This is a genomic window from Pseudoalteromonas sp. 0802, assembly GCF_013350085.1.
In the GTDB taxonomy this organism is placed as follows: Bacteria; Pseudomonadota; Gammaproteobacteria; order Enterobacterales; family Alteromonadaceae; genus Pseudoalteromonas.
Genome location: NZ_JABVXE010000010.1, coordinates 18,504 through 33,017, shown reverse-complemented (window position 1 = coordinate 33,017; position 14,514 = coordinate 18,504). Strand labels below are relative to the sequence as shown.

Sequence of the window (14,514 nt, the reverse complement as noted above, 5' to 3'; positions counted from 1 at the left end):
TCAAAAAACTTTTGATTGTAGCTGCCCATCAGCAAGCTCGGTGGTTATAAGCTCACCTACGCTTACATCGTTAACCGATTTTACTACGCCACCTTGTTGGTTTTTAGTAATGCTGTAACCACGTGCTAACACACTGAGTGGGCTCACAGAATCTAAACGACTCGCTTGTAAAGAAAGCTGGTTTCGAGAACTTGAAAGTTGCTGTTGCATCGCTTGTGTAAGACGGGCATGTAATTGCGTGAGCTGATGCTCGCTTTTCGCTAACTGCTTTTCGGGTGAGCGTTGCATCAAACGTGGTGTTAGGTTAGCAAGTACTCGCTCATATCGCTGGATTTTGCCACTCATTGCGCTGTGTAAGGCCAAACTAAGTTCATCTAGTTTTTGCGCTTGTTGATTGAGCTGATTACGGGGATGGCATAGCTGCAAGCGATGCTCAAATTGAGTGGCAGTACTGCGTTTTACAGCTAAAGCGTGTTTAAAGGCATGATTTAAGTGCCTAACTAACTGCGTAACTTTGTTATGTAGCTCTTCGGTATTTGGACTAACTAGCTCGGCGGCTGCAGAAGGTGTTGCGGCGCGAATATCGGCAACATAATCACTAATTGTGGTATCGACCTCGTGACCAACGGCGCTAACAATAGGTAAGCGACTTTCAAAAATAGCGCGAGCTAGTTGCTCATGGTTAAAACACCACAAATCTTCGAGTGAACCACCACCGCGACCTAATATAAGCACATCTACTTCGTTACGCTGATTGGCGATGTTTATTTTTTCTATTAATTGGCTGTGTGCATCTGCGCCTTGCACCATAGCTGGGTAAATCACGACTTCTAGCTGCGGAGCACGGCGTTTAAGTACCGTTAGAATATCGCGTATAGCTGCACCAGTGGCTGAGGTGATCACCCCAACGCGATTAATATTGGTTGGTAATGGTTTTTTATGGGCTGAGCTAAATAGGCCTTCGGCAGCTAAGCGCATTTTTAGCGCATCGAATTCTTGCTTTAATAAGCCTTCGCCAGCAGGGGCCATATGCTCAACAATCAGCTGATAATCACCACGAGGTTCATATAAAGATACGCGGGCACGCACAGTTACTTGTGCACCATTGCTCGGGCGAAAAGTTTGGCCGCGATTATTGCCGCGCCACATTGCCGCTTTTACCTGTGCTCGGTCGTCTTTTAAAGTGAAGTACCAGTGTCCAGATGCAGGGGCTATAAAGTTAGAAATTTCACCATTTAAGATAAGCGATGAAAAGCCTTGTTCTAAAACATGGCGAATTTCCTTATTTAGGCGCGAGACCGTGTAAACAGGCTGTGTTGATTGCGTAAAAGCCATTAAAAACCCCAGTAAAAAATTCTCTGTGTACTTTAACACAAATAAATGAATAATTTTATTTACTCGTGCTCACAACGCTGATAAAATTTGGCCGCAATTCCTTATACTCAGATCCACATGTGAGAAGTTGCACTATGCTAAGAATCGCTAAAGAAGCTCTTACCTTTGACGACGTACTTTTAGTACCAGGTCATTCTACTGTTTTGCCACACACGGCAAATATTTCAACTCGCTTAACGCGTGGTATCAATCTTAACTTGCCGCTAGTTTCAGCATCTATGGATACTGTAACAGAAGCACGCTTAGCGATTGCTTTAGCGCAAGAGGGCGGTTTAGGTTTCATCCACAAAAACATGACAATTGAAGAGCAAGCTAAAAACGTTCGTAAAGTTAAAACTTACGAAGCGGGCATTGTTTCTTTCCCTGTTACTGTGACTGCGGATCTTACAATTGCTGATGCTATCGCGCTTTCAGAAGACAAAGGTTTTTCAGGTTTCCCTGTAACCGACGCTGACAATAACCTTGTTGGTATTGTGACAAGCCGTGATATGCGTTTTGAAACGAAACTTGAGCAACCTGTTTCTACAGTAATGACGAAAAAAGAATCGTTAGTGACTGTTAAAGAAGGTGCAGACCGTGATGAAATTTTAGGTCTAATGCACGAGCACCGTATCGAAAAAATTCTCGTAGTTGATGATGCATTTAAACTGAAAGGCATGATCACTGTAAAAGATTATCAAAAAGCACAAGACAAGCCGCATGCATGTAAAGACGAGCAAGGTCGTCTACGTGTAGGTGCAGCTGTTGGTGTTGGCGCGGGTACTGATGAGCGTATCGCAGCACTTGTTGAAGCAGGTGTTGACGTATTACTTATCGATACATCACATGGCCACTCACAAGGTGTTATCGACCGTGTTGCACAAACACGTCAAGCATACCCAGATCTACAAATCGTAGCAGGTAACGTTGCAACAGCTGAAGGCGCGATTGCTCTTGCTGATGCGGGTGTTGATGCTGTTAAAGTTGGTATCGGCCCTGGTTCTATCTGTACTACTCGCATCGTAACAGGTTGTGGTGTTCCACAAATTACTGCTATTTCTGACGCAGTTGAAGGCTTAAAAGGCCGTGATATTCCTGTTATTGCTGACGGTGGTATCCGTTTCTCTGGTGACATCGTAAAAGCACTTGTTGCTGGTGCATCATGTGTAATGGTGGGTTCAATGTTAGCCGGTACTGAAGAAGCACCGGGTGAAGTTGAGCTATATCAAGGTCGTTACTACAAATCATACCGTGGTATGGGTAGCCTTGGTGCTATGGACCAAAAAGAAGGTTCATCAGACCGTTACTTCCAAAAATCGAACGAAGCAGACAAGCTTGTTCCTGAAGGTATCGAAGGCCGTGTTGCTTATAAAGGTCCTATCGCGACAATCATTCACCAACAGGTGGGCGGTCTTCGCAGTGCAATGGGCTTAACAGGCTGTGCAACAATTGAAGAGTTAAATACTAAACCTCAATTTGTTCGCGTAACTTCAGCTGGTATGGGTGAGTCACACGTTCACGACGTGCAAATCACTAAAGAAGCGCCAAACTACCGCTTAGGTTAATTACCTTAAGGTATTGAAATTACATGGGCTAGCATCTGCTAGCCCTAATTTATTGATCATCTCCCTTTGGGAGAGCAGTTCCTGACTAACGAGATACTCCATGAGCAAAGACATTCACGATTCACGAATTCTCATTTTAGATTTTGGTTCGCAATACACACAGTTAATCGCACGTCGTATACGTGAGATTGGTGTTTACTGTGAGCTATGGGCATGGGATGTAACTGAAGAGCAAATCCGCGAATTTAATCCACAAGGTATTATTTTGTCGGGTGGCCCTGAGTCTACAACACTTGAAAACAGCCCACGTGCTCCTGAGTATGTATTTAACGCAGGCGTTCCAGTACTTGGTATCTGTTACGGCATGCAAACAATGGCAACGCAACTAGGTGGTAGCGTACACAGCTCTGATAAGAAAGAGTTTGGTTATGCGCAAGTTGAAAAAGTAGGTAACTGTGCGTTATTCGATGCTATCGAAGACCACATTACTGACGGCGGTGCAGGCGTACTAGACGTTTGGATGAGCCACGGCGATAAAGTGATGGAAGTACCAGAGACTTTCAAAACAACTGCTAAAACTTCAACATGTCCACATGCAGCAATGTCTTGGGAAGAAAAACGTTTTTACGGCGTACAGTTCCACCCAGAAGTAACTCATACTCACCAAGGTTTGCGCTTACTAGAGCGCTTCGCGATTGATATCTGTGGCTGTGAAAAGCTATGGACACCAGCTAAAATTATCGACGATGCTATTGAGCGTATTAAGGAAACTGTAGGTGATGACGAAGTTATCTTAGGTTTATCAGGTGGTGTTGATTCATCTGTTGTTGCCATGCTTATTCACCGTGCAATCGGCGACAAGCTAACGTGTGTATTCGTTGATAACGGTCTTCTTCGTTTAAACGAAGGTCAGCAAGTTATGGACATGTTCGGCAATAAGTTTGGCCTAAACATTGTTAAAGTAGATGCTGAAGATCAATTCTTAGCAGATCTTGCTGGTAAACATGACCCAGAAGATAAGCGTAAAGCGATTGGTCATACCTTCATTAAAGTTTTTGACGAGCAAGCTAAAAAGCTGAAAAGCGCTAAATGGTTAGGTCAAGGTACTATCTACCCAGACGTAATCGAATCTGCTGCATCAGCAACAGGTAAAGCACACGTAATCAAGTCTCACCACAACGTAGGTGGTTTACCAGACGATATGGAAATGGGTCTTGTTGAGCCTTTACGTGAGCTATTCAAAGATGAAGTACGTAAAATTGGTCTTGAGCTTGGTCTACCATACGACATGCTTTACCGTCACCCATTCCCGGGGCCTGGTTTAGGTGTTCGTGTACTTGGTGAAATCAAGAAAGAGTACTGTGACTTACTACGTCGCGCAGATGCTATCTTCATTGAAGAGCTACACAAAGCAGAGCTTTATCACAAAGTAAGTCAAGCCTTCACTGTATTCTTACCAGTTAAATCGGTAGGTGTAATGGGTGATGCGCGTAAATATGACTGGGTTGTATCGCTACGTTGTGTAGAAACAATCGACTTTATGACGGCACGTTGGTCACACTTACCTTATGAGTTCTTAGGTGTGGTTTCTAACCGTATCATCAACGAAATCGATGGTATCTCACGTGTTGTTTATGATATTTCAGGTAAGCCACCGGCAACAATCGAGTGGGAATAATTTTATTATTTTGACCTGAATTGGTACAAAAACGGCGAATTAGCTTGCTAATTCGCCGTTTTGTTTATTTAAGAAGCAGTTAAACTAAAAACTGTGTTTTTTTACTTTACCTTTGAAAAAAGCTCTATATAATGCGTCGTCATTGCAGGGGCGTAGTTCCAATTGGTAGAACAGCGGTCTCCAAAACCGACGGTTGGGAGTTCGAATCTCTCCGCCCCTGCCATTTCTTCCTTCTTTACTTTAATCGCAAATCTCCCTATATTACTTGCTCTTAATCATGATTGAGTTGTTATGAATCCAAGTTACGCTGCGATATTCTCTGTACAATCTTTAGAGTTGAATCAACACTATCGAACTGCGCCTGATACTTCTGGCGAACAGATACCAAACACTCAACAAGAAACACTGACGCTTCCGTTACAGTTTCACCAAGACCTCGAAAAAGCATTTGCACCGTTAGTTATTACCCAAATCGTTAAAACAGCAAATATTAGCTGGCAAGAGGGCTGCTTAGGCTTACCAAGCGATAAGCTCAATGGCGAACAGAAAAAACAACTTTGGTCTTTAATCGGTGAACAACTTGATAAGCTTTAAACCTGTAGATGCAACCTATATTAGCCAGTTAATGGCTATCGAGAACGCCTGCCATAGTCACCCGTGGACAGAGAAAACTATGCTGTCGTGTTTAGCTGGGCGTTATTTTAACCTAGCCGCTTTTCAAGGTGATGAGATGCTAGGTTTTTATATTGGTGAACAAGCGGGCCCAGATTACACTTTAATGGATATTTGTGTTGCGCCGAAGTACCAAGGGCAGGGCATTGCTAAGCAGTTGTTAAATGCCTTTATTGAGCACGGCGAGCAGTACCAAGCTGAAAACCTATTCTTAGAAGTGCGTGAGTCGAATGCACCCGCTATTGGCCTGTATGAAAACGCTGGCTTTGCACATATGTCGGTGCGTAAGAACTATTACCCAACCGCGACAGGCAACGAAGACGCTATTTTGATGGGTATGAGCTTTAGCCTTTAAGATGCCTCTTCAAGGGCATCGATAAGTGCGGTGTAACATTGTTCAACTTGCTCTGTTTGATTACTGCGTAATGCATTTTCAAGTTGGCCTGCGGTCTTATGAATTGCTTCAAAACTAAAACACCCCGCACTGCCTTTTAGGCTGTGCGCCAATGACCGGAGTGCTTCCCACTCTTTAGCACGATACAACTGCACGACTTGAGATAAGTAATCAGGTAGTTTTGAACGGTAGTTGTCGTTAATTTGTTGGAACTTCTCACTTTTTAGTAAGTTTTCCCACTTGTTTTGACTGTCTTTTTCAATGTGTAGGTAGCTTACAAGAACTTGCTCTAGAGCATCTTTGTCGATTGGTTTGGCGAGTGCTTCATCACAGCCAGCCTCTATGTAGGTATCGACATCGGTTTTCATTACATTGGCCGTAAGCGCAATGATAGGGCCATCATAGGCTGCGTGACGTAGCATTTGCGTTGCTTCTAAGCCGCCCATGACAGGCATCTGCATATCCATGATGATCAGCTGATAATCATTTACCAATGCCATTTCTACTGCTTCAGCCCCATTTTTCGCGATGTCAGGCTCAAGCCCCCAAGTTTGTAACAGTAGTTTGATCAGTAACTGGTTATCTGGGTTATCTTCGGCTACCAGAATATTGGCATCAAAGCTATTCGCTGCGAATGACAGCTGAACGTCTTTACTTGGTGAGAGCTGCTCATAGCTATGAATAAAGCCTTCATTTTGTAACTGCTCGGCATTTAAATGAGCAGCAACTTGTATGGTAAAACAACTGCCGTTTCCAGGTTCACTAATAAGCTGTACATCACCACCCAATAACTGGGCTAAGTTCTTCGATATACACAAGCCAAGACCCGTACCACCAAAGCGGCGAGTTGTCGTCGCATCGGCTTGTTCAAACGGTTTAAATACCCGCTCAACTTCGCGCTCAGACATACCGATACCGGTATCTTGAATCGCAAATTGTAAATGTTGTTTTTCGCTGTTGTAACTAATATCAATCGAGATACTGCCTTTCTCAGTGAACTTAACTGCATTACTGGCAATATTGATCAAGATTTGTTTTAAACGTGTGGTATCGCTATTAATAGTTTTGGGTATTGGTAGCTTGTAGTTGATATTAAACGCCAGTTGCTTCTCATTAGCCAGTGGTCGAATAATCGAATCAATATCATGAATAAGCTGCACTACATTACATGGCCCGCGCTCAACGGCGAGTTTTTCAGCTTCAATTTTTGATAAATCAAGAATGTTATTGATGAGCTCAAGCAAGTGCTTAGAGTTACGTAAAATAGTGCTTAAATGCTGCTCATCATTCACCGCATCTTTGTTGTGCAGAAGTTGCTCTGTGAAGCCCATAATTGCGGTAAGTGGAGTACGAATTTCATGACTCATATTCGCTAAAAAGCGGCTTTTCAGTTGGTTTGCTTGCTCAGCTTGCGCAATTGCTACTTCTAGCTTGCTATTCATTGCTTCGAGGGCTTTAGTACGGCTTTCAACTTTTTCTTCTAGGTGATGTTTATATTCTTCAAGCTCGTCTTGGTAATGACGAATTTGGTTCACCATGTGGTTAAAGTCGTTGAAAAGCACACCTACTTCATCATTTGTATGGGCGGGCAAATACACCGATAAATCACCATCACCAACTCGGTGACTTGCAGCCCCTAATAATTCGACTGGGGTAAGTAGTAAGTTGCGCACCACAATGTAGATCAAAATAGGCAGTGAAATTACTGAAATAATAACAATTAATGCAGTAATTAAACTGATGGCTTTACCAGACTGATATAGCAAATCTTTGGGAGTGGTAGAGATAAAATAATCACCGTCGGTCATTTGTACCGCGTAGATGATGCGCTCTTCTTTATCGATACTCGACAGCTCAATACTGGCTAGTTTGCCGTAATCGGCCAAACTCTTAATTTGTTCAAGCTCGTATTCACTTAGGTAACTGCCGCGTAGGTCATAGTCCGAGCTAAATAAAATTTGCCCTTTAGTGGTCAAAAACAAATTTAGAGTGTTATTAAATGGCGCTTCTAAAATACTGGCATTTAATATCGATGGTTCAACATGAACAACAATAAACCCAAGTTGCTGCGGCTGTTTTAAGTAGTAATCGATATTATAAATTGGGTGCACAAAGTACAGGCTAGTTGAGCCATCTTCTTTGGAGATCATAAATTGCTGTTGGCGCAAATTTGATTGCAGTACTTGATCAAAAAACGGGTAACTTTTCGGCGCAGGGGTTAATTGGCTTGAATAAAATGCATCGCTTTTACCGTCTGGGGCAACATAGTTAATACTTACAATGTCAGGATAAGCTTCTGAATAGCTTGCAAATACATTCATTAACTCGCCAAGGCGTTCAATGTATTGGTTTTTTGATTCAGGTTCGCGGGCTAAAAAGTCTGCCAATACAGGGGAAGTCGAAAGCAACCGGGTAATCGAGTGAAATGAGTCAATGTAATTGAAGATTTTTTGCTGCTGTTGCTCAACAAAGCGACTGACAATCAGCTCAGCTTGTTTTTTTGTTGAATTGGTCACATTGGTTAACGTAAAGCCACCTAAAAACAACAAAGGTAAGATCACTAATGGTGTGATATACCATAATAATCGAATACTGAGCTTACTGGTTTTCATGACCTAAATTGATATCCCTCCGTGCAATTTATCAATAGTATGCGTTACAACTTGATTACACAAGCTTAGCAAAAAAGTGAACAACGAAAATCCTCAACGAAAGGTGAATAATTACTTACAATCGCTGCTTTTTTGGCTAAGACAAACAAGGTATAATGCTCGGCAATTCTATTTTATTTTTACAGTGCGCACCGAGCTTTATAATTTATAAGGCAGTTAAGTGCGCTTTGTTATGACTAAAAGCAGCTTACATGTCTAATTTAACTACCGAAATTAATAAACGACGCACCTTTGCGATCATCTCGCACCCGGATGCGGGTAAAACCACTATTACAGAAAAAGTTCTGTTATTCGGACAAGCGCTTCAAAAAGCGGGTACCGTAAAGGGTCGTGGCTCAAACCAGCACGCAAAATCAGACTGGATGGAAATGGAAAAAGAACGTGGTATCTCGGTAACCACGTCTGTTATGCAATTTCCTTACAACGAGCGTCTAGTTAACTTACTTGATACTCCAGGACACGAAGACTTCTCTGAAGATACTTACCGTACACTGACTGCGGTTGACTCATGTCTAATGGTCATCGACGCAGCGAAAGGTGTTGAGGATCGTACTCGTAAATTAATGGAAGTAACACGCTTACGTACCACACCTATCGTAACTTTTATGAATAAGTGTGACCGTGATATTCGTGACCCAATGGAGTTATTAGACGAAGTTGAAACTGAGCTAAACATTGCCTGTGCGCCGGTAACTTGGCCTATTGGTTGTGGTAAAGAGTTTAAAGGTGTGTACCACATTCACCGTGAAGAAACGATTTTGTACAGCACAGGTCAAGGCCACACAATTCAAGAAGTGCGCGTTATTAAAGGTTTAGATAACCCTGAGCTTGATACTGCGATTGGTAGCGAACTTGCTGAGCAGCTTCGTGAAGAGCTAGAGCTTGTCATTGGTGCATCGCACGAGTTTGATTTAGATCTGTTCTTAGCTGGCGAATTATCACCAGTCTACTTTGGTACAGCACTTGGTAACTTTGGTGTTGACCATGTTCTTGATGGCTTAACTGAGTGGGCTCCTGCGCCATTACCTCGCGAAACAGAAGACCGCCAAGTTGCGGCAACAGAAGATAACTTCTCTGGTTTCGTATTTAAAATCCAAGCGAACATGGACCCTAAACACCGTGACCGTATCGCCTTTATGCGTATTGTATCTGGCAAATATAGCCAAGGTATGAAGATGAACCATGTGCGTATTGGTAAGCAAGTCAGTATTTCTGATGCGGTAACCTTCATGGCCGGTGACCGTGAGCGAGCGCAAGATGCTTACGCAGGTGACATCATTGGTTTACACAACCACGGTACAATTCAAATTGGTGATACCTTCACGCAAGGTGAAAAAATGAAGTTTGGTGGTATTCCTAACTTCGCGCCAGAATTATTCCGTCGTATTCGCTTAAAAGATCCATTAAAACAAAAGCAATTATTAAAAGGCTTAGTTCAGCTATCTGAAGAAGGTGCTGTGCAAGTATTTAGACCGCTTATCAATAACGACCTTATCGTAGGTGCGGTCGGTGTACTACAGTTTGATGTGGTTGTTGCGCGCTTAAAAGCAGAATACAACGTTGATGCGATTTACGAAGGTGTGAGTGTTAACACTGCACGTTGGGTAAGCTCAGACGATACCAAAAAGCTTGAAGAGTTTAAGCGTAAGTGCGAAAGCAACTTAGCGCTTGATGGTGGCGATAACCTTACTTATATCGCGCCAAGCCGTGTAAACCTAAACTTGTCGATGGAACGCTATCCAGATATCAAGTTTAACCATACGCGCGAAAACTAATACGCTAAGTCTGCTTCAAATTTAAGTGCCCGTACAGCGGGCCATAAAGGTAAAAATTACAATGAATATTCGTACTCTTTTAATCGACAAAGCAATTGCTGCTATGGTTGCAGCCGGGTTACCTGAAGACACTAATCCAGCGGTAACACAAAGCACACGTCCACAGTTTGGTGATTACCAAATCAATGGCGCAATGGGCGCAGCTAAAAAATTAAAATCAAACCCGCGTGAACTTGCACAAAAAATTATCGATAACCTAGACCTTGCAGATATCGCAGAAAAAACTGAAATCGCGGGCCCTGGTTTTATCAATATTCACCTAAAGCCTGAGTTTTTATCAGCTAGCTTAAAAGCAGCAAACGAAGACGAAAAGCTAGCAGTTGCGCCTCATGCAACAGCGCAAAAAGTGGTTGTTGATTACTCATCACCTAACCTTGCTAAAGAAATGCACGTAGGCCACTTACGTTCAACCATCATTGGTGATGCAGTTGTTCGTGCTCTTGAGTTCCGTGGTGATGAAGTTGTTCGTCAAAACCACATGGGTGACTGGGGTACTCAGTTTGGTATGTTAATCGCGCACTTAGAAGATCAAATCAATCAAGGTGTAGATTTAGAGTCTGTAGCGCTGGCCGATCTTGAAACCTTCTACCGTGATGCGAAAAAACGCTTTGATGATGAAGAAGGGTTTGCCGACAAAGCCCGTAATTACGTTGTTAAATTACAAAGCGGCGATGCACACTGTGAAAAACTGTGGAAGTTATTCATCGCGACTTCTGTAAAGCACTCTGAAGAAGTTTACAAGCGTCTAAACGTCACACTTACGCAAGATGACATCATGGCAGAAAGTGCTTACAACAGCGAACTTGCAAACATCATCGCACTATTAAAAGACAAAAACATTGCCGTTGAGTCTGACGGTGCGCAAGTGGTGTTCTTAGACGAGCTTGCTAACAAAGACGGCGAGCCTTCAGTGTTTATAGTACAGAAATCGGGTGGTGGTTTCTTATATGCGACAACTGACTTAGCTGCTTGTGATTACCGCTCAAATAAACTGGGTGCTGATCGCATCTTAATCTTTGTAGATGCACGTCAAAGCTTACACTTCAATCAAGTTGAGCTAACAGCACGTAAAGCAGGTTTATTACGTGATGAAACAAGTTATGAGTTCTGCCCATTCGGCACCATGATGGGTGAAGACGGTAAGCCATTCAAAACACGTACAGGCGGTACCGTTAAGCTTGCTGATTTACTTGAAGAGTCTATCACTCGTGCCGCAGCTAAGCTTGCTGAGCGTGAGTCAGATTTAAGCGACGAAGAGCGTAGCGAAATTGCCCGTAAAGTAGGTATTGGCGCAGTGAAATATGCGGATCTCTCTAAGCACCGTACTAGCGACTATATCTTCAACTGGGACACTATGCTGAGCTTTGAAGGTGCGACAGCGCCTTACCTACAATATGCATACACACGTGTTCGCAGTATTTTCCGTAAGTCAGGTATCGATGCAGCGTCATTAACAGCCGACGTTGCAATCAACGAGCCACAAGAAAAAGCGCTGGCGCTTAAACTGCTTCAGTTAGAAGAAGTACTTGATCTAATGATCAGCGAAGCGACACCGCACGTATTATGTGGATACCTATACGAACTAGCAAGCCTATACATGACGTTCTACGAAGCATGCCCAGTTCTAAAAGAAGGCGTAGAGCCAAGTGTTCGTGACAGCCGTTTAGTACTGTGTAATTTGGTTGCTAAGACACTGAAGTCAGGATTGGATCTTTTAGGTATCGAAGTCATGGAGCAAATGTAATCTGCTTCGTGTAGTTCGCTTTGACTACGTTGTCGTGCTTTTTTAACCGAAGTCACATACAAAACACGTATGCTCTTTGGTATAAAAAAGCACTTCGCCTTGTCAGCACTCCTACACTTGCAGAACGTTTAAGAACCCTTAGGGATAAGTCGGTTTTCCGCCTTGTCTTAGGCTAAACTACTTAGGTGAATTCTGCTTCGTAGGTTGGGTAGAGCGCAGCGAAACCCAACATAAATCGAAGGCCTTAGACTCTAGGCGCTAGGGGAGTAGCTTGTAGAACCTAGAACCTAGAACCTAGCTTCGTAGGTTGGGTAGAGCGTAGCGAAACCCAACAAAATTGACAGCTCAATAACCTTGATTAATCTTTAGCTGATAGCTGATAGCTGATAGCTGATAGCTGATAGCTGATAGCTGATAGCTGATAGCTGATAGCTGATAGTAGCGATAGAGGGAATTTTATGAAACTTGAAGATATTCGCCGTGAATATTTACAGGATGGTTTATCTGAAGACATGCTTGATGCGTCTCCAATCAAGCAGTTTGAAAAATGGCTTGAGCAAGCTGTTGCCACTAATTTGCCTGATCCTACGGCGATGGTCGTCGCAACGGTTGATGAGCATGGTCAGCCTTCGCAGCGTATTGTGCTGTTAAAGCATCTTGATGAAAATGGCTTTGTGTTTTTTACCAATACCGGCTCGCGCAAGGCGCAAGAGCTTAAAGGTAATAACAAAATTTCTCTGCACTTTCCGTGGCACCACATGGAGCGACAAGTCATTGTCTATGGTGAAGCTAAACCATTACCAACAACGGCTGTGGCTAAGTACTTTTTATCGCGTCCTAAAGAAAGCCAGTTAGCTGCATGGGCATCTCAGCAAAGCCGTCCTGTGTCATCGCGTAAGGTGCTAATGGAAACATTTGCGAAAATGAAGCAAAAGTTTTCTGAGGGTGAAATTCCACTGCCTGATTTTTGGGGAGGCTATTGTGTTGAGCCTACAAAAATCGAATTTTGGCAAGGTGGGGCACACCGCTTACACGATCGCTTTATGTATCAACGCCAAGCCGACGGTAGTTGGCAGTTTGGTCGTTTAAATCCGTAAATGCGTTTTATCGATTCCCACTGCCACCTTGATTTTAGCGAATTTGATGAAACTCGCACAGAGCTCATCAAAGCATGCAAGCAAGTAGGGATTGAGCATTTTATTGTGCCGGGTGTGAGCTTGGCACAATCTACAAAACTATTCTCTTTTGCTAAATCAGAGCCAAGTATTTCAGTGGCTTTAGGCTTACATCCTTATTTTTTATCTGATCACCAAACTCATCATCTCGCTGAACTAGAGCAATTAGCAAAAGCCAATTCAGGCCAGTTTATTGCCATCGGTGAGTGCGGTCTTGATCGCAGTATCGACAACCTCGATAAACAAACGCAGCTTTTTGAAGGGCAGATAGAGCTTGCCAACCAACTCGCTTTACCACTGATTGTACATCACAGACAAAGCCATGACTTAATTGCTCGCTCATTTAAGCGCTGCAAGCCAAAGTATGGAGGTGTTATTCATGCCTTTTCAGGTTCAGAGCAACAAGCTCAGAGTTATATTAAACAAGGGTTTAAGCTTGGTGTTGGGGGCGTGATTAGTTACCCGCGCGCTGCTAAAACTCGTAAAGTTATCAGCACAATTGAACCGCAGTATTTAGTGCTTGAAACCGACTCGCCATCAATGCCGCTAGCTGGTTTTCAAGGGCTGATTAATACACCACTTAAGGTGCGCGATGTGTTTGCTCATCTATGTGAGCTTAAAGGCGTTACAGGCGATACAAAGCAGAAATTGGCTGCTGAACTTTATGATTCTTGCTCTGCGCTTTTTTTGATGTAACGGTTGATTTGCCAGTGTTTTAACCCACGGCCTAACTGCCAAGTAAAAATACAAGTGATCACTAACATTAATAATACTTGGCGGCCCAAATCATGAAAACTACTGTGGCTGGTTGCAATAGAAGCCTGCGTTAAATAGGTAATCGACACAAAGCCAATTGGCCTTTCATCATCACTTATCACCGGCTCTACAAATGGGGTTTTAAGCTTGCTGATACCCGGCGTTGAATCGGGTAATAAACCAAAAGTGTGGTGGCTTTGCCAATTATCGCTGGCCGCAATTTGAATACCTTGCTGATCGTAAATCGTTGCCGCTAACACATATTCATCTTCAGCAATATGATTACATAGTGCATTTAACTCGGGTTTGTTTTTTTCTTGCAGCGGGGTTTTGGCATTCAGTGCCATAAACTTGGTTAAGCTTATCGCTGTACTATCAGCGCTATCATAAAGTAATTGGTGGCTTTGAAAGCTACTATTCATGGCAACCCAACTTAACAGCACAAAACAGGCTGCAGCCAAGCTTAAGCGCACAACACGTTGGCGATAAGTGGCTGAAAAGGGAATTTTAAGTTGGTTATTTTTCATAGTCACCGTATACGTTACTGACAGCTTTTAAATTTGATGGTACAACATGATAACTTTAACAGCCCCTTGAGTGCGAGTAGCAAATGCACGACCAAGGACAGACATAAGTCTAATGTGGAGCC

11 protein-coding genes and 1 tRNA gene are annotated in these 14,514 nt (G+C 43.1%); 9 read left to right on the top strand and 3 right to left on the bottom strand.

Features of this window, described 5'->3' with window-relative positions; genetic code table 11:
• Positions 1 to 1,335: an exodeoxyribonuclease VII large subunit gene (gene xseA / locus HUS61_RS14690; RefSeq protein WP_175082933.1), complete on the bottom strand. Its 1,335-nt coding sequence runs from the start codon at positions 1,333 to 1,335 to the stop codon at positions 1 to 3.
• A 134-nt stretch (positions 1,336 to 1,469) separates the two neighbouring features.
• Here xseA and guaB point away from each other — a divergent pair, with 134 nt between their 5' ends.
• The 5 genes from guaB (at position 1,470) to rimI (ending at position 5,644) form a co-directional block, all read left to right on the top strand.
• Complete coding sequence (gene guaB / locus HUS61_RS14685) at positions 1,470 to 2,939, top strand: IMP dehydrogenase (protein WP_054551225.1); 1,470 nt, start codon at positions 1,470 to 1,472, stop codon at positions 2,937 to 2,939.
• A gap of 100 nt (positions 2,940 to 3,039) precedes the next feature.
• Complete coding sequence (gene guaA / locus HUS61_RS14680) at positions 3,040 to 4,617, top strand: glutamine-hydrolyzing GMP synthase (RefSeq protein WP_058585715.1); 1,578 nt, start codon at positions 3,040 to 3,042, stop codon at positions 4,615 to 4,617.
• 146 nt (positions 4,618 to 4,763) lie between these two features.
• Positions 4,764 to 4,840, top strand: a tRNA-Trp gene (locus tag HUS61_RS14675).
• A gap of 68 nt (positions 4,841 to 4,908) precedes the next feature.
• Positions 4,909 to 5,211 (top strand): hypothetical protein, encoded by a 303-nt coding sequence (locus HUS61_RS14670; protein WP_175080297.1) that lies wholly within the window; start codon positions 4,909 to 4,911, stop codon positions 5,209 to 5,211.
• On the top strand, positions 5,198 to 5,644 hold the full coding sequence (rimI, locus tag HUS61_RS14665; RefSeq protein ID WP_175082932.1) for a ribosomal protein S18-alanine N-acetyltransferase: 447 nt from the start codon (positions 5,198 to 5,200) through the stop codon (positions 5,642 to 5,644). The genes HUS61_RS14670 and rimI overlap by 14 nt, the downstream gene beginning before the upstream one ends.
• On the opposite strand, the gene HUS61_RS14660 is transcribed toward rimI, so the two are convergent.
• The gene (locus HUS61_RS14660) at positions 5,641 to 8,295 is read right to left on the bottom strand and encodes a hybrid sensor histidine kinase/response regulator (RefSeq protein WP_175082931.1); all 2,655 of its coding nucleotides are present in this window, start codon (positions 8,293 to 8,295) and stop codon (positions 5,641 to 5,643) included. The two genes, rimI and HUS61_RS14660, sit on opposite strands and share 4 nt — an antisense overlap.
• A 251-nt stretch (positions 8,296 to 8,546) precedes the next feature.
• Here HUS61_RS14660 and prfC point away from each other — a divergent pair, with 251 nt between their 5' ends.
• From prfC to HUS61_RS14640, 4 genes are all read left to right on the top strand, one after another.
• Positions 8,547 to 10,130 carry a peptide chain release factor 3 gene (prfC, locus tag HUS61_RS14655; RefSeq protein ID WP_175082930.1) on the top strand — a complete coding sequence of 528 codons (1,584 nt, stop codon included), beginning with the start codon at positions 8,547 to 8,549 and terminating at the stop codon, positions 10,128 to 10,130.
• Between the two features lie 61 nt (positions 10,131 to 10,191).
• Positions 10,192 to 11,934: an arginine--tRNA ligase gene (argS, locus tag HUS61_RS14650; protein ID WP_138599630.1), complete on the top strand. Its 1,743-nt coding sequence runs from the start codon at positions 10,192 to 10,194 to the stop codon at positions 11,932 to 11,934.
• Between the two features lie 458 nt (positions 11,935 to 12,392).
• Positions 12,393 to 13,031 (top strand): pyridoxamine 5'-phosphate oxidase, encoded by a 639-nt coding sequence (gene pdxH, locus HUS61_RS14645; RefSeq protein WP_055020972.1) that lies wholly within the window; start codon positions 12,393 to 12,395, stop codon positions 13,029 to 13,031.
• Complete coding sequence (locus tag HUS61_RS14640) at positions 13,032 to 13,805, top strand: TatD family hydrolase (protein ID WP_175082929.1); 774 nt, start codon at positions 13,032 to 13,034, stop codon at positions 13,803 to 13,805.
• Here the strand turns inward: HUS61_RS14640 and HUS61_RS14635 are convergent.
• Positions 13,772 to 14,392, bottom strand: coding sequence for an AhpA/YtjB family protein (locus HUS61_RS14635; protein WP_054560826.1), 621 nt, complete (start codon positions 14,390 to 14,392; stop codon positions 13,772 to 13,774). The two genes, HUS61_RS14640 and HUS61_RS14635, sit on opposite strands and share 34 nt — an antisense overlap.
• Positions 14,393 to 14,514 lie beyond the last annotated feature (122 nt).